Origin of the sequence: Salmonella sp. NW645 (assembly GCF_051703725.1) — a bacterium.
GTDB classification, from domain to species: Bacteria; Pseudomonadota; Gammaproteobacteria; order Enterobacterales; family Enterobacteriaceae; genus Salmonella; species Salmonella enterica.
This window is the reverse complement of sequence record NZ_JAMMKR010000001.1, coordinates 88,721-109,230: the sequence shown is the minus strand read 5'-3', so window position 1 is coordinate 109,230 and position 20,510 is coordinate 88,721. Positions and strand designations below refer to the sequence as shown.

Annotated in this window: 17 protein-coding genes; 7 read left to right on the top strand and 10 right to left on the bottom strand. The window is 52.0% G+C overall.

Annotation, left to right across the window (positions count from 1 at the left end):
• Positions 1–68 precede the first annotated feature (68 nt).
• A complete protein-coding gene (locus NA389_RS00520) occupies positions 69–302 on the top strand; it encodes a YdcY family protein (protein WP_000018720.1) in 234 nt (77 codons plus the stop codon).
• 4 nt (positions 303–306) lie between these two features.
• Here NA389_RS00520 and NA389_RS00515 read toward each other — a convergent pair whose 3' ends face one another.
• Together NA389_RS00515 and mddA are read right to left on the bottom strand one after the other, a co-directional pair.
• The gene (locus tag NA389_RS00515; protein ID WP_001076563.1) at positions 307–756 is read right to left on the bottom strand and encodes a DMT family transporter; all 450 of its coding nucleotides are present in this window, start codon (positions 754–756) and stop codon (positions 307–309) included.
• The gene (mddA, locus tag NA389_RS00510; RefSeq protein WP_000155373.1) at positions 756–1,271 is read right to left on the bottom strand and encodes an L-methionine sulfoximine/L-methionine sulfone acetyltransferase; all 516 of its coding nucleotides are present in this window, start codon (positions 1,269–1,271) and stop codon (positions 756–758) included. Before mddA ends, NA389_RS00515 begins: the two co-directional genes overlap by 1 nt.
• A gap of 210 nt (positions 1,272–1,481) precedes the next feature.
• Here mddA and NA389_RS00505 point away from each other — a divergent pair, with 210 nt between their 5' ends.
• Together NA389_RS00505 and mcbR are read left to right on the top strand one after the other, a co-directional pair.
• Positions 1,482–2,519 (top strand): NADP-dependent oxidoreductase, encoded by a 1,038-nt coding sequence (locus tag NA389_RS00505; RefSeq protein ID WP_001543095.1) that lies wholly within the window; start codon positions 1,482–1,484, stop codon positions 2,517–2,519.
• 333 nt (positions 2,520–2,852) lie between these two features.
• Entirely contained in the window at positions 2,853–3,518 is a 666-nt protein-coding gene (gene mcbR / locus NA389_RS00500; RefSeq protein WP_001119592.1) for a colanic acid/biofilm transcriptional regulator McbR, read from the top strand.
• Between the two features lie 55 nt (positions 3,519–3,573).
• On the opposite strand, the gene pqqU is transcribed toward mcbR, so the two are convergent.
• Positions 3,574–5,694, bottom strand: coding sequence for a TonB-dependent receptor PqqU (pqqU, locus tag NA389_RS00495; RefSeq protein WP_071645401.1), 2,121 nt, complete (start codon positions 5,692–5,694; stop codon positions 3,574–3,576).
• 263 nt (positions 5,695–5,957) lie between these two features.
• On the opposite strand from pqqU, the gene NA389_RS00490 reads away from it, so the two are divergent.
• Positions 5,958–7,019, top strand: coding sequence for a YncE family protein (locus NA389_RS00490; protein ID WP_000550641.1), 1,062 nt, complete (start codon positions 5,958–5,960; stop codon positions 7,017–7,019).
• A 144-nt stretch (positions 7,020–7,163) separates the two neighbouring features.
• Positions 7,164–7,385: a YgdI/YgdR family lipoprotein gene (locus NA389_RS00485; protein ID WP_000732362.1), complete on the top strand. Its 222-nt coding sequence runs from the start codon at positions 7,164–7,166 to the stop codon at positions 7,383–7,385.
• Positions 7,386–7,451: 66 nt separating this feature from the next.
• On the opposite strand, the gene ansP is transcribed toward NA389_RS00485, so the two are convergent.
• Positions 7,452–8,945: an L-asparagine permease gene (ansP, locus tag NA389_RS00480; RefSeq protein WP_000857110.1), complete on the bottom strand. Its 1,494-nt coding sequence runs from the start codon at positions 8,943–8,945 to the stop codon at positions 7,452–7,454.
• Between the two features lie 512 nt (positions 8,946–9,457).
• Between ansP and steA the strand changes: the two genes are divergently transcribed.
• Together steA and nhoA are read left to right on the top strand one after the other, a co-directional pair.
• Positions 9,458–10,090: a type III secretion system effector SteA gene (gene steA, locus NA389_RS00475; RefSeq protein ID WP_001629417.1), complete on the top strand. Its 633-nt coding sequence runs from the start codon at positions 9,458–9,460 to the stop codon at positions 10,088–10,090.
• Between the two features lie 282 nt (positions 10,091–10,372).
• Positions 10,373–11,218, top strand: coding sequence for an N-hydroxyarylamine O-acetyltransferase (nhoA, locus tag NA389_RS00470; RefSeq protein WP_000200327.1), 846 nt, complete (start codon positions 10,373–10,375; stop codon positions 11,216–11,218).
• A 35-nt stretch (positions 11,219–11,253) separates the two neighbouring features.
• Here the strand turns inward: nhoA and NA389_RS00465 are convergent, their stop codons facing one another.
• From NA389_RS00465 to NA389_RS00440, 6 genes are all read right to left on the bottom strand, one after another.
• Positions 11,254–12,147, bottom strand: a complete 894-nt coding sequence (locus NA389_RS00465; protein WP_000804302.1) for a PhzF family isomerase — start codon at positions 12,145–12,147, stop codon at positions 11,254–11,256.
• A 105-nt stretch (positions 12,148–12,252) separates the two neighbouring features.
• On the bottom strand, positions 12,253–12,933 hold the full coding sequence (gene narI / locus NA389_RS00460) for a respiratory nitrate reductase subunit gamma (RefSeq protein WP_000617106.1): 681 nt from the start codon (positions 12,931–12,933) through the stop codon (positions 12,253–12,255).
• The gene (gene narW / locus NA389_RS00455) at positions 12,930–13,625 is read right to left on the bottom strand and encodes a nitrate reductase molybdenum cofactor assembly chaperone (RefSeq protein ID WP_001166288.1); all 696 of its coding nucleotides are present in this window, start codon (positions 13,623–13,625) and stop codon (positions 12,930–12,932) included. Before narW ends, narI begins: the two co-directional genes overlap by 4 nt.
• On the bottom strand, positions 13,625–15,169 hold the full coding sequence (gene narH, locus NA389_RS00450; RefSeq protein WP_000702591.1) for a nitrate reductase subunit beta: 1,545 nt from the start codon (positions 15,167–15,169) through the stop codon (positions 13,625–13,627). The genes narW and narH overlap by 1 nt, the downstream gene beginning before the upstream one ends.
• Positions 15,166–18,906: a nitrate reductase subunit alpha gene (locus tag NA389_RS00445; RefSeq protein ID WP_023251726.1), complete on the bottom strand. Its 3,741-nt coding sequence runs from the start codon at positions 18,904–18,906 to the stop codon at positions 15,166–15,168. The genes narH and NA389_RS00445 overlap by 4 nt, the downstream gene beginning before the upstream one ends.
• Before the next feature lie 91 nt (positions 18,907–18,997).
• The gene (locus tag NA389_RS00440) at positions 18,998–20,386 is read right to left on the bottom strand and encodes a NarK family nitrate/nitrite MFS transporter (RefSeq protein ID WP_023207800.1); all 1,389 of its coding nucleotides are present in this window, start codon (positions 20,384–20,386) and stop codon (positions 18,998–19,000) included.
• Positions 20,387–20,510: the final 124 nt, after the last annotated feature.

The following is a 20,510-nucleotide window of genomic DNA, read 5'->3' as shown; positions in this document are numbered from 1 at the left end:
GCATCGGGCGACAATAACGCGTATAATAGGCGAATCATGCTGTTACAGAATAAAGAGTAGGAGAGCTTATGTCGCACCTGGAGGAAGTGAGCGCCCGCGTGGATGCCGCCATTGCGGAGAGCGTAATTGCCCATATGAATGAATTGCTGATTGCCTTGAGCGATGACGCTGAATTACGTCGCGAAGATCGTTATGTGCAGCAGCAGCGTTTACGCACGGCTATCGCGCATCACGGCAGGCAATATCAAGAAGATCGGGACGCGCGCCGCGAGCAGCTCACCAAAGGCGGCACGATCCTGTAACCCATTAAAACTGGCGCTTCGCAATCAGCCATGCGCCAATGACCAGCAACAGCGCGCCAAACGCCGGCCCGACCATTGCGCGTAACGTGACGCCGTGGCTACGCGCGATATCCAGCGCCAGTCCGCCGATTAACTGGCTGGCGACCAGTACCGCGATAGTCGTCGCGGCGCCAACGTTCTGATACCCGCTAATGCTGGCAAATACAAAAAATGACCCCAGCAGACCGGGGATCAATGTCCACCAGCGAACGCTGGCGACCAGCTCGCCGAAACCCGCAGCGCCTTGCTTAAACCACAATATCGTCACAAATAAAACGATCCCTACCAGCGAGTTCAACAGCAAAGCGATCAGAATCGTCGATGATGTCTGCGTAATACGCACCATAATACTGTTTTGTACCACCAGCCCGACGCCGGCGGCGATCAAAAAGATAAGCGTCAGCGACTGGTTCATCAGCAGGCGTCCGGCGCGGCGTGTTCATCAAGCTGGAGCTGCATAAACGTAAGATCTAACCAACGGCCAAATTTTACGCCGACCTGCGGCATTTGCGCGGTAACGGTAAATCCCAGCGAATGATGCAGGCGTATTGAGGCGGCATTCTGTGACTCAATACCGGCCACCATCACATGCTTGCCGCAGCGTCGGGCTTCGTCGATCAGTCTGCTGAGCAGTTTTCGCCCCAGTCCTTTCCCCTGGTGCGCCGGATGAACATAAACCGAGTGCTCGACGGTATAGCGAAAACCGTCGAAACTGCGCCAGTCGCCAAATGATGCATAGCCAGTCACCACGCCATTTTCTTCGCTTACCAGCACCGGATAGCCCAGCAATTGACGGGCCTCATACCAGGCAAGGCGGTTATCCGTATCGACCGTCCGATCGTTCCAGATGGCCGCAGTATGTAATACCGCATGGTTATAGATTTCGGTAATCGCGGCGCAGTCTGCTTTATCGGCAAAGCGAATCGTCATAGGGAACCCCAGGGAATGTTTACGATAGTGTTAGAAATACTATTGAAGGCGGCATAAATCAACGAATTAGCGCAAGAATTCATGTTTAGCGAGGAGGGGGGAAAGTCGTTCATAAAAGCGCACAGCCTGATATCTGAGAGTGTTTAACTCCCTCAGAAAGCTAATGTTCGACTATTATTGATGGATTATGCCAGGCATGAGGAGAATAGAATGAAGCAACAGACCAACCGAAATCGTCGTTGGGTTTTGGCCTCGCGTCCCCACGGCGCGCCGCAGATGGATAACTTCCGCCTCGAAGAAGATGACGTCGCGACGCCCGGTGAAGGGCAGGTGCTATTGCGTACCGTTTTTTTATCACTCGACCCTTATATGCGTGGCCGCATGAGCGATGAACCCTCTTATGCGCCGCCTGTTGAACCTGGCTGCGTTATGGTTGGCGGTACGGTTAGTCGCGTTGTCGCGTCAAACCATCCTGATTACCGACCAGACGAATGGGTGTTGAGTTACAATGGTTGGCAGGATTATGACATTTCAGATGGCGAAGGGTTGGTAAAGCTGGGTGATAATCCGCAACATCCTTCCTGGTCGCTGGGTATTTTAGGAATGCCGGGGTTTACCGCCTATATGGGGTTATTGGATATCGGCCAGCCGAAAGAGGGCGAAACGCTGGTTGTCGCCGCCGCCACCGGCCCCGTAGGCGCAACGGTTGGGCAAATTGGCAAGCTGAAGGGCTGCCGGGTCGTGGGTATTGCTGGCGGCGCGGAAAAGTGCCGTCATGCGACAGACGTTTTGGGATTTGATCTGTGCCTTGATCATCACGCTGATAATTTCCCACAACAGCTTGCGCGGGCCTGCCCGCAGGGTATCGATATCTATTATGAGAATGTCGGTGGTAAAGTCTTTGACGCCGTCTTACCGCTACTGAATACGTCGGCGCGGATTCCGCTCTGCGGTCTGGTCAGCGGCTACAATGCGACAGCGTTGCCGGACGGTCCAGACAGACTGCCTCTGCTGATGGCGACATTACTTAAAAAGCGTATTCGTCTGCAAGGTTTTATCATCAACCAGGACTATGGTCACCGGATACATGAGTTTCAGCAAGAAATGGGGCGTTGGATCAAAGAAGGGAAAATACATTACCGGGAGCAGATTACTGATGGGCTGGAAAATGCGCCAGAAGCGTTTATGGGGCTGCTGGCGGGGAAGAACTTTGGCAAAGTCGTGATACGTTTAGCGGACGATGCGTAAAGAAAAAATGGCGGCATTATGTCGCCATAAAAATGTGCAAATTTTAAAATTCCGGCTTTACTTATATTCATCATTCAGATCGCGGTGGGGCAGCTTATCTCCCTCAGCGGCCTGAACCGGTCAAAAATCTCGATACATGAAGGAATGACGGAGATAAAACGGTTGCCATAAAGAAACCTGTATTGTTGTAAAAGATGAGAATATCACGCAAGTAAATTATCACTTTTATTTATTTGGCCGTTCAGGCCTGGATTATCTTTTTTACAATTAAGTTCCGAAACTTCTTCGGGACTCGATTGCGATGTTGTTCTGCCAAGAGGTGAAGGAAGGAAAATGCCGGGTACGGAAAAAACACAACATATAAGCCTGACCACACAGGTTGAAAATCGGTTAAAGCATCAATTGTCTATTGGCGCATTAAAACCAGGCGCAAGGCTTATCACTAAAAATATCGCTCAAGAGTTAGGCGTCAGTATTACGCCGGTGCGTGAGGCTCTGTTAAGGCTGGTCTCTTCCAGTGCTTTGGCGGTGGCGCCAGCACAGGCGTTTATGGTGCCGGAGATCTCGCTGGAAAGTTTGCTGGAAATTAATACGATTCGTACTGCCCTGGAGGAGATGGCGGTGGTCGCCGCTGCGGGTAAGATTACTCCGGATCGCGAGCAGACGCTGAATGCGCTATTAGATGAATTTCAACAGGCGCTGGAAAGTGGCGTTATGGAGAAAATTCTTTTGGCCAACCGCGCATTCCGCTTTGAGATCTACCACTACGCGGATATGCCAACGCTGTATGCCATGATCGAGCAATTATGGGTACGCCTGGGGCCAAGCCTGCATTTTTTATATGATAATTTTAAACTTGATGATTATCAAAACGGCGTTAATCTGTACAGAAAATTGCTTAATGCGTTAGTGACTGGTGATAAAGAAGCCAGTCGCCACTGCTTACAGAACGTTTTGCAACAAAACGTAGCGACGATTAAAAATCAGTACTTCATGTAACCTTCATGCAACTATGACTTATCAATAGCGGGGGTTCCCCGCTATTGCCGGATATTTATTCAAATTGCCATGCCAGATTAATCCCCACGCCATAGTTACGCCCTGGCGCTGGCTCATAATATCGGCCATTAGATTCATTAACGATCACCGAACCGATATATTCTTTATCAAATAGATTATCTACCCGCCCAAAAATATCGACGGTAAGCTGACTGTAATTAAATTTATACCCTGTATTTAGTCCAACAACGGTATACGAAGGCGCTTTGGCGGTATTTTCATCATTGGCCATAATATCGCCCATATAGCGAACGTCTGTTCCGGCGTACCACCCCTCATCCGGGATAAAACCTAATGAGGCGAATCCCATATTACGGGCGATGCCGGGCATCCGGTTTCCATCACAGTTTTGCCCCTGACAAACGTTACTGCGATAGGTCGCATCCAGCCAGGTCCATGATGCTTTCACCCGCCAGTCGCCGGCGAAGCGCTGGTCCAACGAGAGTTCTGCGCCCTGGCGGCGTGTTTTACCCGCGTTTTTGTAGGTAGTGCGTCCTCCCATACTACTGGCGACAACAATTTCATCATCGGTATCGGTTTGAAATAACGCGGCGGTCAACAAGCCGTTGCCAATCCGCGTTTTACTGCCGACTTCCACCGTATCATTGGTCGACGGTTTGAGGTCAAAGTTGAACCCGCTTTGGCCGTCAGCGCGATAAGAAAGCTCATTGATAGTGGGAGTTTCAAATCCGCGACCGGCAGCAAGATAGAGATTCCAGGCGTCAGTTAACGCATATTTTAGCGATCCGGCGGGTAGCCAGTGGTGATAGCTGGCGTCGCCGCTGTCATCGCCATTGCCGGGGGCGATATAGTGATCGTTAGAATCGAACCACACGGAACTGTAGCGCACGCCAGCATCCAGCGAGAGTTTTTGCGTAAGCTGCCACTGGGTTTGCAGATAAGGATCGACATTCCACATCAGGTTACGTTCATCCCGGCGTAAATCGCCTTTATGCCCGAACTCAGGGGTGCCGTTGTTGAGACGGAAGTTATTGTAACCCTTGCGGTTTTCGCTCATATTTTCATAATTTAATCCGCCAGTGAAGGTGACCGGCACACCTAATTCTCCCCGGTGAGTCCAGCGGGAATCAATGCCCTGATAGTGACGTTGCAGTGTAATTACGCCGCCAGCCTGGGCCGGTTTTAGCTGTGCCACCAGGGGAATAGACTGGTATTGCGTGGTTTCCCGCTCTCCGGCGTAGGCCATCACGCTGATATCATCCTGCGCGCTGAGCTGACGTTCATAACGCAATCCTGCCTGAGTTTGTTTGATGGTTTTACGCGTATTGTACTGTTCAGCGCGCGGCGCCTGTTGCGGATCGGCTTTCCATTCAGATTCGGTGAGTCCGCCGGGATCGTCCGCCTTAATGTCCACACTATTAAAAATCAGCGAGAGTTTACTGACATCGTCAAGGCGCACGCCCAGTTTGGCATTAGCCAGATTTTTTCGCGCGCCGCTGTGATCGCGGTAGCCGTGGGTGGTGAAACGGGTAGTCGATACCGTGTAATCCACGTCGCCAGGCTGTGTGCCGTCACCCATCGCGCCCGTGGCTTTTAGCCCATAGCGCCAGCTTCCATAACTGCCGTAGTAGCTGCTGGCCTCAAGGGTTGGCGGCTGTCTCCCGGTTTCGGTGGTGACATTTATTACGCCGCCGGAAGCATTGCCGTATAGCGCTGAGAAGGGGCCGCGTAACACTTCAACGTCTTGTATGCTGTTAATATCAATATTCGAAATCTGGCCTTGTCCATCCGGCATGGTGGCGGGAATGCCATCAACATACAGACGAATGCCGCGCACGCCAAAGGCGGAACGCGAGCCAAATCCACGGATAGAGATTTGCAGATCCTGCGCGTAGTTCTGCCGGTTCTGCACCTGCAATCCCGGGACGCTGGTTAAAGACTCAGATAAATTGACGCGCGGCGTCGCCAGACGCATGTCTTCTCCCTCAATGACGCTAACGGCGGCAGGTGTATCCAGTTCGGATACGGTTTGCGGCGTTGCGGTGACTATCATGGTTTGTTCATTGGGCACGCTGGCGGCCTGAAGGACCGGGGAGAAGGTCAGAGGCAATAAGAGGGCGGGATAAAGTCGCTGTCTAACGGAAATAATTTTCATGAAAATGCCGGATAAATGTAAGCGTATCAACGGAAAACGTGACATTAAGGGTAGTCAATATGTAAAGTTTTGAAATTTTAATCGCACATTAAGTTAAGAAAATGTGCGGTATTTAAGAGCCATGACATTCGCAGGCGAGGAAAAGCTCCACTTTCTGATAAATAATGATTATTATTCTCAACTTATAATAAGTGCGGAACGAAGATCCCGCGCAGCGAAGTAGTGTGAAGCAGCTATACACGTTTTTATCAAAGGGAGTCGTCATGCACTTACGTCATCTTTTTTCGCCGCGCCTGCGTGGTTCTTTATTGTTAGGTTCGCTCCTCGTCGCATCCTCATTTAGCACGCTGGCGGCGGAAGACATGCTGCGTAAAGCGGTAGGCAAAGGCGCTTATGAGATGGCCTGGAGTCAGCAAGAAAACGCGCTCTGGCTGGCTACATCGCAAAGCCGTAAACTGGATAAAGGCGGCGTAGTTTATCGTCTCGACCCGGTGACGCTGGAAATCACGCAAGCGATTCATAACGATCTCAAGCCGTTCGGCGCCACCATCAATGCCGCGACCCAAACGCTGTGGTTTGGCAATACCATTAACAGCGCTGTTACCGCGATTGATGCCAAAACGGGTGATGTAAAAGGTCGTCTGGTACTTGATGCGCGCAAACGTACTGAAGAGGTTCGTCCGTTACAGCCCCGTGAGCTGGTTGCCGATGCGTCTACCAACACGATCTACATTAGCGGTGTTGGTAAAGAGAGTGCTATTTGGGTAGTGGATGGCGAAACCATCAAACTGAAAACGACGATCGAAAATACCGGCAAAATGAGTACGGGTCTGGCGCTCGACAGTAAAGCGCAACGCCTGTACACCACCAATGCGGATGGCGAATTTATCACCATCGATACCGCCAGCAATAAAATTCTCAGTCGTAAGAAGTTGCTGGATGACGGTAAAGAACACTTCTTTATTAACCTGAGTCTCGATACCGCAGGTCATCGCGCGTTTATCACCGACTCGAAGGCGACAGAGGTTCTGGTTGTCGATACCCGTAATGGCAATATTCTTGCCAAAATCGCGGCGCCTGCCTCTTTGGCCGTCCTGTTTAACCCGACACGTAACGAGGCGTATGTGACACATCGTCAGGCAGGGCAGGTCAGCGTGATCGATGCGAAGACCTATAACGTTGTTAAAACGTTCGATACGCCGACGTACCCGAATAGCCTGGCGCTATCGGCAGACGGTAAAACGCTCTACGTCAGCGTGAAGCAGAAATCGACACGTGAACAGGAAGCGACGCAGCCGGATGATGTTATTCGCATTGCTCTGTAAATAGGGTATGGAGGGGGAAACCCCTCCAGTCATCTCTTTAAACGCACCGATACGCCTCGTTACACCCCGCCGATAGCCTGATGATTCTGTGAGAATTACACTGCCTTTTTGCTGTAGTTAACTCATTATATTCACGAGGAAAATATGAAAAAGTTATTTATATGCTCAGGTTTGGGCATGATGTTTTTTATGCTTGCGGGTTGCACAACCAACTATGTAATGACGACGAAGAATGGGCAAACGATCGTAACTCAGGGTAAGCCGCAGTTAGATAAAGAGACGGGGATGACCAGTTATACCGATCAGGAAGGCAACCAGCGGGAAATTAACAGCAATGATGTGGCGCAGTTGATTAAGGCTGACTAAGCATTGGGCGCGATGGGCAACGCGCATTAAACCCGGCAGGCTTGGGGCTGCCGGGGAAGGGGAATGTTATGTCGCTGCTTCTTCTTTCAATACGACATTCTCTGTCGAATCCGCCGTTACTGGCGCAGTTCGATGGATCTCCGCCACGCGACGTCGCACGCCAAACCAGCCGGCAACCAGCAGAATGGCGATCAGCGGCAACGAGGCGATAGTGTAAGTTCCATTCGGGTAGTCAAACGCCATGAGTACCAGCACGCTTAGTAAAAACAGCAGCGTTAGCCAGGAGGTAAAAGGCGCGCCGGGCAGTTTAAAACTGACGTCTGCGGCTTTGCCTTCTTTTATCGCCTGGCGTAAACGCATCTGGCACACCATGATAAACGCCCACGACGCGATAATGCCGAGCGAGGCAAAATTAAGAACGATCTCAAACACGCGGGAGGGGACCAGGTAATTCAGGAACACGCCGACCACGTAAACCACCAGAGTCGCCAGAATACCCGCATAGGGCACATGCTGACGGCTCATTTTCGCCATGAATTTCGGCGCGGAACCCCCCATCGACATTGAACGTAAAATTCTCCCCGTACAGTAAAGCCCGGAGTTCAGGCTGGAAAGCGCGGCGGTTAACACCACGATATTCATAATACTGCCGATATAAGGCACGCCAAGTTTAGAAAAGAAGGTGACAAACGGACTTTGCCCCGCCTGGTAGGCGTTCCACGGCAGCAGCAAAACCAGCAATACGACCGATCCTACATAGAAAAGACCAATACGCCAGATCACGCTATTGATGGCTTTTGGCACCATCGTCTGTGGATCTTTGCACTCCCCAGCGGCGGTACCGACCAGTTCAATCGAAGCAAAAGCGAACACCACGCCCTGAATCAGTACCAGCGCGGGCAACAGGCCGTGCGGGAAAAAGCCGCCATTATCTGTAATCAGGTGAAAACCGGTGGCATTACCCTCAAGCGGTTGACCGGTACCGAGAAAAATCGTGCCTACCACCAGGAAGATAACAATGGCGAGTACTTTTATCAGCGCGAACCAGAACTCCATTTCGGCAAACCATTTTACGCCGATCATGTTCATGGTACCGACAATGGTTAACGCACCGAGCGCGAACACCCATTGCGGAACGTCGCCAAATGCGCCCCAGTAGTGCATATATAACGCCACTGCGGTGATATCGACGATCCCTGTCATCGCCCAGTTAATAAAGTACATCCAGCCTGCGACGTAGGCCGCTTTTTCACCCAAAAATTCACGGGCGTAGGAGACGAAACTCCCGCTGGAAGGGCGATGCAATACCAGTTCGCCCAGCGCGCGTAAAATGAAAAAAGAAAAAATGCCGCATATCAGATAGACCAGCGCCAGTGCCGGTCCGGCCATTTGCAATCGGGCGCCTGCACCTAAAAATAAACCGGTGCCAATCGCGCCGCCGATAGCAATCATCTGAACCTGACGATTCCCCATCGCTTTGTGATACCCCTCTTCATGGGCGTTCAGCCAGCGTCGTTTCGCCGCATGTTGTTCTGCGGCGTGCGTAGTCTGTGTTTTCATTACGTTACCTGTTATAGCCTGTCCTGACAGAAAAATTCCTTATGCCGCGACGGGCGCTCACCAATCGATTGCCTGCAATGGCGAATGCCGCTTTTCCCTGATTCTGTGACAGGGATAAAACCGCCGGCGGAGCATCCTACCTGCAATTGTTAAATGACGCAAAACATACGGAAAGAACAAAATGAGAATGTCGAGTTTATTTGTGTGGTCAGATGTGGTGCGGTGTGGTCACGATTCAGCCAGATAAGACGCCAGCACAAATCCGCAGTGCTTGCGTTGCGCAATAATTAACCAGCACTAATCACTGGTGGGATTTATGGTCATAGATATAACCTCGAACGGTAAACTACCTGACGATATTGCAGCAGCATAAGATAAGGCCGTTGCGCCTGTTATTCTCATTTTCTCCTGAAAATATATGCCTTTGAGCAATTTTGTTGATTGACATATCGTCATAATGAGAGAGGAGTAGGACATATAAAGCTATTGAGCAAAATTTGAAGGAGCAGGATATGCCACATACATCAGTTTCTACCTATGCCAGAGCTTTATCAGGAAATAAGCTACCTCATGTTGCTGCAGGAGATTACGAAAATAAATTATCAACAAAAATCATGAAAGGCATCTTGTATGTGCTTACAGCAGGATTAGCCTACGGATTTACAAGAGTAATTGAACATTATTGCAATGTTACGCCTAAAGTTGAGGAGTTCTGTGCCAATGCAGGGACTATCCATAATCACCTTGCAGATGCTGTACGTGATGAACAATTTATTATAGATGTCGAGCTTTCTGATGGTCGGATGTTAACATTCGAACAACTCTCGCTGATGGCTGGACGTGAGCCAATCGTCAGGATATCGGATGGCGAACATACCGTAGAGGTTAAGGGGTCCTTTGAAGATATTTGTATGAGACTGGAAGAGGGCTTTTTTGAAGCGCCAGCGTACTATCATTATGATATTGATGAAAAATATAAAACCGTCAGAGAGCGAATAGCAGAATATAATGCCTTACCTCAGGCATTAGGCGCCATTCCGAGTTTAGAACATTATATCGCTCGGGCCAGCGACATGCAGGAGGCGAAAGTGCAATGGGCGGCCGACATAAAAGATCGTTACCATAACTATTTGGACAAGTATTAAAAAGCGTTTATGTTTAGCCAGTTTTGTTAGAAATCAGACTCGCTGAGCTGGCGTTAAAAATTTTAACACGCCGCTATTTTGGCGGCGTGTCGCAAAGAGATTCTCAGAACCGATTTCCGTTTGTAGGCCAAAATCCCACGTACCTCCGGCGCTGTAGCCGGCCTGTCTTATTTTTTTCAAAAGTATCCAACGCTATTCCACGGATAGGGTATCCTGTTGCGCAGCGATATCCGCCTCAGCCTGTGTGCCGAACGCAAGCATTAATGTTAATGGAAGCCTCAGATGACCTCTTTTTTACATGCTTATTTTACGCGATTACATTGTCAGCCGTTGGGGGTTCCTACGGTTGAAGCGCTCAGAACGCTTCACTTAGCGCACAACTGCGCGATTCCTTTTGAAAATCTGGATGTGCTACTGCCTCGTGAAATACAGCTCGATGAGACGGCATTAGAGGAGAAACTGCTTTATGCCCGACGCGGTGGATACTGTTTTGAACTGAATGGCCTGTTTGAACGTGCGTTACGCGACATCGGTTTTAACGTCCGAAGCTTATTGGGGCGGGTCATTCTGTCTCATCCCGCCAGTTTACCGCCGCGCACGCACCGTTTGCTGCTGGTTGATGTTGAGGACGAGCAGTGGATCGCGGACGTGGGGTTTGGCGGCCAAACGCTAACCGCGCCGCTTCGTCTGCAGGCTGAAATTGCTCAGCAAACGCCGCATGGCGAATACCGCCTGATGCAGGAGGGGAGCACATGGATTTTACAATTCCGCCACCATGAGCACTGGCAGTCGATGTACTGTTTTGATCTGGGGGTGCAGCAGCAGAGCGATCATGTGATGGGCAATTTCTGGTCGGCTCACTGGCCGCAATCCCATTTTCGTCATCATTTGTTGATGTGCCGCCATTTGCCTGATGGCGGCAAGCTGACATTAACGAATTTCCACTTCACGCGTTACCACCAGGGACATGCCGTTGAACAGGTCAATATACCGGATGTACCGTCGTTGTATCAGTTACTTCAGCAGCAGTTTGGTCTCGGCGTAAATGATGTAAAGCACGGTTTTACCGAGGCGGAGCTGGCCGCGGTAATGGCTGCATTTGATACCCATCCGGAGGCGGGAAAATAGTTTTTTGCCGCGAGGATTTGCGGGCCTGACAAAGATTAAAAAGTAATGGCCCATTCGGCATGAAACAGAATGACCGCCTGGCCGGAGATGGTGACGTTGTCCGGCTGGTTATCGCGAATGGTGACGGTAACATCAACAGTACCCTCTTTGCCTAAAGCGCGCCCCTGATGGCCTTGAATCTGCAGCGTTTTACCGTCATGCGCCATCAGGCCATGATGGACGAGCCATGCTCCCATCGGGCCATTGGCGTTTCCCGTTACCGGATCTTCCACAATCCCTATCGCCGGGGAAAACATTCGCCCATCGGTTTCGTTTTTTCCCGGACGAATCTGGAAAGGAAAAAAGCCGTTACAGCCAATTTGCTGGCTGATTGCCGTCAGGGCTTCCAGATTCGGAGAAAGGGCATCAATATCAACGTCTGGTTTGAGCAGGATCATCACTTTTGCATGTCCTGTTGAAGCCACCTGAATTGGCGCTCCCGGCACGATATCATCTTCAGTCAGGTTCAACGCGGTGATGATGGCAGCCCGAATCTCTCCGACTAGCGGTGGTTCAAAAGAGGGCTGACCTTGTTCCAGCGTGATGCGATAGTCATTGTGTTCGGCATGAATTTCAACGCGATGACGGCCCGCTAACGAGGTTTGCCAGACGGTGGTGTTTCCCAATCCCAGTACCGTTGCCCGAACATAATGCGCGGCCACGGTGGCATGACCACAGATGGGGACTTCTACTGTCGGTGTAAAATAGCGTATGCGCACATCACTCTCTTCGCTTTTTAGCAAAAAGGCGGTTTCCGAGTGACGAAGTTCACGGGCAATCAGCTGCATCTGCGCGTCGCTTAGCGTATCCGCATGTAAGACAACGCCAGCAGAGTTGCCGCGAAAGGGTTCGCTGGTGAAGGCGTCAACATGGTAAATCTGCGGTTTCATTGATGTTCTCCTTTGACTGAAGAATCATCATAGCCTGTGCGTTGCCGAATGACGACGCCCATGTGTTTTTCTTTGCCCGGTAAGCGTACCCCCGGGCAAAGAGAATTAGCGGCGGGTACGAACAATCTGGTAGCGACGGGTGAAATACTCAAACGGCGCGCTCCAGACATGAACCAGGCGGGTAAACGGGAAGAGCAGGAAAATAGTCATTCCCAGCACCAGATGAACGCGGAAAACAAACGCCACACCGCTCAGCATTTCCGAAGACCCGCCGCGGAAGGTGACAATACTTTGCGCCCAGCCCACCAACTTCATCATTTCGCTGCCATCCGGATATTGCGCCGAAAACGGAATGGTGCTCAGGCCAAGCAGGCACTGAATCAGCAAAATGCTCATGATGATAATATCAGGTGTAGTGGATGTCGCCCGAACACGCTGATTGGTCAGACGACGCCACAGTAATCCCGCGCCGCCGATCAACGTTAATACGCCGCACACGCCGCCGAGGATCATCGCCATCTGCTGTTTTACCGCAATCGGCAGGAACCAGGCATACATCCAGTGTGGCGTCAGCATCCCGAACAGATGGCCAAAAAAGATCCCCAGAATGCCAATATGGAACAGATTCGACCATATCACCATCCCGCGCTTATCCAGCATCTGGCTGGACGACGCGCGCCAGGTATATTGTCCGTAGTCATAGCGCAGCCAACTGCCAAGGAAGAATACCGTGGCGCAAATATAGGGGTAGATGTCGTAAAAAAAGACGTTCAGGTACTGTATCATTTCGGGCCTCCCGCGCTGACGTCGACGTACTGCGGCGCCGCGTCCTGGCTAAAGCGTCGTTGATAATGGTGTAACGGTGAACTGTCACAGGTCGTGGCGTTATCTTCGATAAACTTCACCTGTTCTTCTTCCCAGACGGCATCCAGTGCCTGACGGGTATCATCCCGCGATTCCTGAATAACTTTTTTTGTGACACTGTCACTTGTAAGCGTACTGCCCGCCAGCGTCAGCAGGGCGTCAAACAGTTGATACCACGGCGCTCTTCGCTGTTTCAGACGACCGCCCAGCAGCGCCAGAATAGGGGCAATATTCTGTAATCCCTCGCGAGCTTCCGCTTCCGGCAACACGCTTAAGTACTCCAGATAGAGCGGCAGGTGATCCGGCAGTTCGCGGCAGTTGAGCTGGAGGCCCACGGTTTCATACTGGCTTAACAAATCGACCATCGCCTGGCCGCGATCGCGGGACTCCGCATGAACATGCTCGAATAACAGCAATGAAGTGGCGCGCCCTCGGTCAAACACTTCACACCATTCTGCTTGTTTATCCAGTAACGGCGCATAAAGCAGCTCGCGAGTGAAGTCGGCCAGCATTGGCGCATCGTGCTGGATAAGGGCAAGCGCTTCATCCCGACATTCCCACAACTCGTCGTCCGGATACTCCATCAACAGGCCAATCGCTTTGAGGATTTGCATTATTCCCCCTCCGCTTTATCACGTACTTCGGTGATATTGATGGCATCAATACGGCTACTGTTGAACAGGTTGAATTTGGTATCCGAGCCGTGACAACCGTCGCCAAAAGTAAAGCCGCAGCCGTTGCGCTCCGGAAAGGCGTCGCGCGCCATTTCCCGGTGGCTGGTGGGAATGACAAAACGATCTTCATAATTGGCAATTGCCAGGTAGCGATACATCTCTTCAACCTGTTGTACGCTCAGACCGACTTCATCAATGGCGCGGGTATCCGTGACGCCTTCAACCGTCTGCGAGCGCATGTAGTGGCGCATCGCCATCATCCGCTTTAGCGCCCGAATGACCGGACCGGTATCGCCCGCGCTGAGCATATTGGCCAGGTACTGAACCGGAATACGCAGCGTCTCCACCGCCGGCAGAATATTGCCATTGTGCGGCAACCCGCCCGCGTCAGCGTATGACTGGATGGGCGATAGCGGCGGTACGTACCAGACCATCGGTAGGGTACGGTATTCCGGGTGCAGCGGAAGCGCCAGCTTCCAGTCCATCGCCATTTTGTACACCGGCGACCGTTGGGCGGCGTCGATGACGTTTTGCGGGATGCCCTGTTTAAGCGCCTCTTCGATGACCGCCGGATCGTGCGGATCGAGAAACACATCGCACTGACGTTCATACAAATCTGTCTCGTGTTCGGTACTGGCCGCTTCTTCAATCCTGTCGGCGTCGTAGAGCAGAACGCCAAGATAACGGATGCGCCCGACGCAGGTTTCCGAGCAAACGGTCGGCTGACCGGATTCAATACGCGGATAGCAAAATATGCACTTCTCAGACTTGCCGCTCTTCCAGTTAAAGTAGATTTTTTTGTATGGGCAGCCGCTGATACACAAACGCCAGCCCCGGCATTTATCCTGGTCGATTAGCACGATGCCGTCTTCTTCACGCTTATAAATAGCGCCACTTGGGCAGGTGGCGACACAACTGGGGTTCAGGCAGTGTTCGCACAGGCGCGGCAGGTACATCATGAAGGTGTTTTCGAACTGACCGTACATCTCCTTTTGTATGTTGTCGAAGTTACGGTCGCGGGCGCGTTTTTCAAATTCGCCGCCGAGCAGCTCTTCCCAGTTTGGCCCCCAGATCACCTTGTCCATCCGTTTTCCGTCAATCAGTGAACGAGGACGGGCAGTGGGCTGATGCTTACTCTCCGGCGCATTATGTAAATGCTGATAATCGAAGGTAAAGGGTTCATAGTAATCATCGATTTGCGGAATCACCGGGTTGGCGAAAATTTTGCTAATTACCCCCATTTTGCCGCCCAGACGGGGCCTTATCTTGCCATTAACATCACGAACCCAACCGCCTTGCCACTCCTGCTGGTCTTCCCAGTTTTTGGGATAGCCGATACCCGGTTTAGTTTCGACGTTATTGAACCATGCGTATTCCATCCCTTCACGTCCGGTCCAGACGTTTTTACAGGTGACGGAGCAGGTGTGACAGCCAATACATTTATCGAGATTCAGTACCATCCCAACCTGTGAGCGTATTTTCATTTTTTCGCCTCCTGTACCTGATCCCGGCCCTCATCATCCAGCCAGTTAATGTTTTTCATTTTCCTGATCATGATGAATTCATCGCGATTCGAACCCACGGTTCCGTAATAGTTGAAGCCGTAAGCCAGTTGTGCATAGCCGCCGATCATATGCGTCGGTTTTGGACAGACCCGGGTCACGGAGTTATGGATCCCGCCGCGCATCCCGGTCACTTCCGAGCCCGGAATATTCATAATTCGCTCCTGGGCGTGGTACATCATGGTCATACCCGGCGGAACGCGCTGGCTGACCACCGCACGAGCGGTAAGAGCGCCATTAGCGTTGAAGGCTTCAATCCAGTCGTTATCTTCAATACCCAATTCACGGGCATCGGCTTCGCTGATCCAGACAATCGGCCCGCCGCGCGACAAGGTCAGCATCAGCAGGTTTTCGCTGTAGGTGGAGTGAATTCCCCATTTCTGGTGCGGTGTCAGGAAGTTAAGCGCTTTTTCCGGGAAACCGTTGGGCGGAATTTCTCGCATTTCGCTGACGCTGCGGGTATCAATCGGCGGACGATATGCCACCAGGCTTTCGCCAAAAGCGCGCATCCACGCATGATCCTGATAGAGTTGTTGCCGCCCCGACAACGTGCGCCACGGGATCAGTTCATGTACGTTGGTATATCCGGCGTTATAAGAGACATGCTCGCTTTCCAGCCCTGACCAGGTCGGGCTGGAGATAATTTTGCGCGGTTGCGCCTGGATATCACGAAAGCGAATTTTCTCATCTTCTTTATTGATGGCCAGATGGGTGTGCTCGCGCCCGGTCATCTCGCCCAACGCCTGCCAGGCTTTCACCGCCACCTGGCCGTTAGTTTCCGGCGCTAAGGCAAGAATCACTTCCGAGGCATCCAGCGCGGTGTCGATGCGCGGACGTCCTTTCGCCGGGCCATCGTGTTTGGTGTAATTGAGCTTACCGAGGAAATCGACTTCATCTTGCGTATTCCAGGCAATCCCCTTACCGCCGTTGCCTAATTTATCCAGCAGGGGACCCAGCGAGGTAAAACGTTCATAGGTGGCCGGATAATCGCGTTCAACCACGACGATATTGGGGGCGGTTTTTCCCGGAATAAGTTCGCACTCGCCTTTACGCCAGTCGAGAATATCAAATGGCTGCGCCAGTTCCGCCGGGGAATCATGCTGGAGCGGGTGTAACACCACATCGGTTTCCTGTCCGAGGTGTCCGACACACACCTCAGAAAAGACGCTGGCGATACCTTTGTAGATTTCCCAGTCGCTTTTGGATTCCCAGGCAGGATCGACCGCGGCGGAAAGGGGGTGGATAAACGGATGCATATCCGAGGTATTCATATCGTCTTTTTCATACCAGGTGGCGGTCGGCAAAACGATATCGGAAAACAGACAGGTACTGGACATACGGAAATCAAGCGTGACCAACAGATCGAGCTTGCCCTCAATCGCGGCGGACTGCCATTCCACCTCTTCAGGCTTAATTCCTTCGCTGGAACCCAGCGCTTCGCCCTGGATACCGCTGTCGGTGCCCAGCAGATATTTGAGCATGTACTCATGACCTTTCCCGGAGGAGCCGAGCAGGTTAGAGCGCCAGACAAATAAATTTCGCGGGTGATTATGACCACTGTCAGGCTGTTCGCAGGCAAAACGGATAGCGCCTGATTTCAACGCCTGCACGGTATAATCCGCCGCAGACAGCCCGGCTTTATCGGCGCTCGCTTTCACGCTGAGCGGGTTAAGATTAAGCTGCGGTGCCGAGGGTAGCCAGCCCATACGTTCCGCGCGCACGTTGAAATCGATCAGGTGTCCGGAAAATTTAGCCGGATCGGCCAACGGCGACAGCAACTCTTGCGCAGTCAGTTTTTCATAGCGCCACTGGCTGGCATGGTTGTAGAAAAACGAGGTACTGTTCATCTGACGCGGCGGGCGATTCCAGTCCAGCGCGAAGGCCAGCGGCAGCCAGCCGGTTTGCGGCCGCAGCTTCTCCTGGCCGACATAGTGCGCCCAGCCGCCGCCAGTTTGTCCAACACAGCCGCAGAACACCAGCATGTTAATCATCCCACGGTAATTCATATCCATGTGATACCAGTGATTCACTCCCGCGCCGAGGATGATCATCGAACGACCGTGAGTTTTATGAGCGGTCTCGGCAAATTCACGCGCAATAGTTTCGATATGTCGACGCGGCACGCCGGTAATCTGTTCGCCCCAGGCCGGCGTGTAGGCTTTTACGTCGTTATAATTATTGGCGCTATGGCAGTCATCCAGACCACGATCCAGCCCATAATTGGCCAGCACCAGATCGTAAACGCTGACGACCATCCGCTCGCTACCGTCCGCCAGAGCCAGGCGTTTCACCGGTAACTTACGTACCAGCACCGGTTCCTGCCGCACGCTGCGAAAATGTGGGTTTTCGTTACCGCCAAAATAGGGGAAGGCGACACCCGCCACATCATCATGCTGACCGAGTAAAGAGAGCGACAGTTCAGTTTCGACGCCCGCCGCCACCGCTTCCAGGTTCCATTTTCCCTTTTCGCCCCAGCGAAAACCGATAGAACCATTGGGCGCGACCAGTTCGCCCGTACTGTTGAGCGCGACGGTTTTCCATTCCGGATTATTGGCTTCTCCCAGTCCATCCACCAGATCCGACGCGCGCATCATACGCCCCGGTACATAACTGCCGTCTGCGCGCTCATCCAACAGGACCAGCATTGGCATGTCGGTATAACGGCGGCAATAGTTAAGAAAATAGTCGCTGGGATTATCGAGATGAAACTCTTTCAAAATGACGTGACCCATGGCCATCGCCAGCGCACTGTCTGTACCTTGCTTTGGCGCCAGCCACTGATCGCACAGTTTAGCGACTTCGGAATAGTCCGGGGTGATGGCGATTGTCTTGGTGCCTTTGTAGCGCACTTCGGTAAAGAAGTGGGCGTCCGGGGTACGCGTCTGCGGCACGTTAGAGCCCCAGGCAATAATGTAGGCTGAGTTATACCAGTCGGCGGACTCCGGCACGTCAGTCTGCTCGCCCCAGGTCATTGGAGACGCGGGCGGAAGATCGCAATACCAGTCATAGAAGCTCAGACAAGTACCGCCAAGCAATGACAGATAACGTGTTCCGGCGGCGTAAGAAACCATCGACATTGCTGGAATAGGTGAAAACCCCGCCACACGATCCGGGCCATAGGTTTTGATTGTCCAGACGTTAGCGGCGGCAATGAGCTGATTCAGCTCTTTCCAGTTCGAACGAATAAAGCCGCCATGTCCGCGCACCTGTTTGTAACTTTGGCATTTTTGCGGGTCGTTCATTATCGATTCCCATGCCAGCACCGGATCGCTGTGCCGGGAAAGGGCCTCGCGCCACAGTTCTATCAGCCGCTTACGCACCAGAGGGTATTTCAAACGATTGGCGCTATAGAGATACCAGGAGTAGCTGGCGCCGCGCGGGCAGCCGCGCGGTTCATGGTTTGGTAAATCGGGACGTGTGCGCGGGTAGTCGGTTTGCTGGGTTTCCCACGTCACCAGACCGTTTTTGACATAAATTTTCCAGCTACAGGAGCCCGTGCAGTTGACGCCGTGGGTTGAGCGCACGATCTTATCAAACTGCCAGCGCTGGCGATAACTGTCTTCCCAGTCGCGGTTGGTATGCATCACCTGACCATGGCCGTCGGCAAAGGTATCGCCTTTTTGTTTAAAGTAACGAAAGCGATCCAACAGTTTACTCATGACATTTCTCCTGCTTCGATAAATTTTCCGCCATCCTGTCGATTTGGCGTTAAACCATTGCCGGATGGCCGTCCTACAGGTGCGTATGTTGTTATTGTTGTTTAGGCTTACGACGCCCGTAGACCAGCCAGGTCAGCAGGACGCAAGCGATGTAAAACAGCAAAAAGATTTTCATGGCGCCCACCGGCGAGCCGGTCAATGCCAAAGAGGTGCCAAACGCTTTTGGAATAAAGAAGCCGCCCACAGCGCCAATAGCGGAGATAAACCCGAGCGCGGCGGCGGTATCCGTCACCGCTTCGCGCTGCGCCTGCTCATCGCTCCCGCCGCGCAGTTTGACGTTGTAGAGCGTGATCTGACGAAAGATCACCGCAATCATCTGGAAGGTAGAACCGCTGCCGAGACCCGCTGTCAAAAACAGGCCCATAAAAACAAGATAGAACGCGCTAAAGCTGCCTGCGCCGGATCCTGGCAGCGTGAGGAATAGCAGGGCGGTAAACAGCGCCATAAAGATAAAATTAATGAGCGTTACGCGAACGCCGCCGAATTTATCGGAGATCACGCCGCCTGCCGATCGCGCCAGCGCGCCGATAAAGGGGCCAAAGAACGCCAGTTGCAGAATGTTTACGTCGGGAAATTGCGTTTTGGCGAGCATGGCGAAACCTGCGGAAAAGCCGATGAATGACCCGAATGTCGCCAGGTACAGCAGGCTAAGCAGCCACAGGTGCAGGCGTTTTAGCACCGGCAATTGCGAGGCGACAGACGCTTTTGAACTGCCGATATCGTTCATACCAAACCAGGCGGCAAGTGTCGCGACAGCCAGTAACGGCACCCAGATCCAGGCGGCGTTAGTGAGGGCGAGCAGGGAGCCATCAGGTTGCGGTACGCCCCGGACGCCTAAAAAAGTAAATATCGGCAGAAAAATAACCAGCGGCGCAAGCAACTGCATCACACTGACGCCAAGATTTCCCAAGCCGCCGTTAATACCCAACGCGCTACCTTGTCTGGCTTTTGGAAAGAAAAAACTGATGTTGCCCATACTGGACGCGAAGTTTGCCCCCGCAAAACCGCACAACAGAGCGATGAGCATAAATACCCCGAAAGGGGTGGCGGGATTTTGCACGGCGAACCCCAGCCAGGCGCAGGGAATAATCAATATTACGGTACTTAATACGGTCCATTTACGGCCACCAAACAGTGGTACCATAAAGGAGTAGGGAACGCGTAATATTGCACCGGAAAGAGAAGGTAATGCGGTTAATAAAAAGAGTTGGTCGGTGGTAAAATTAAATCCAATTTTATTGAGGTTGACGGCAACAGCGCTAAACAACATCCAGACGCAAAATGCCAGAAGCAAACAACTTACTGAAATCCATAAGTTTCTTCTGGCGATGCCTTTCCCTTTATTCTCCCAGAAGGCTGGATTTTCGGGTCGCCAGTCACTCAAGAGATAACGGTTATAATTCTCGTTTTGTCGTGTCATTTTACCCCTCACATGCGCATATCATTTGAAAAAAACACAAAAAAGAGACAGAGCGTCACGCGCTCTTTTGAGAATTTATTGAAGTTTTTTTAGAATATTGAGTGAAAGAATAGATAAAAAACCA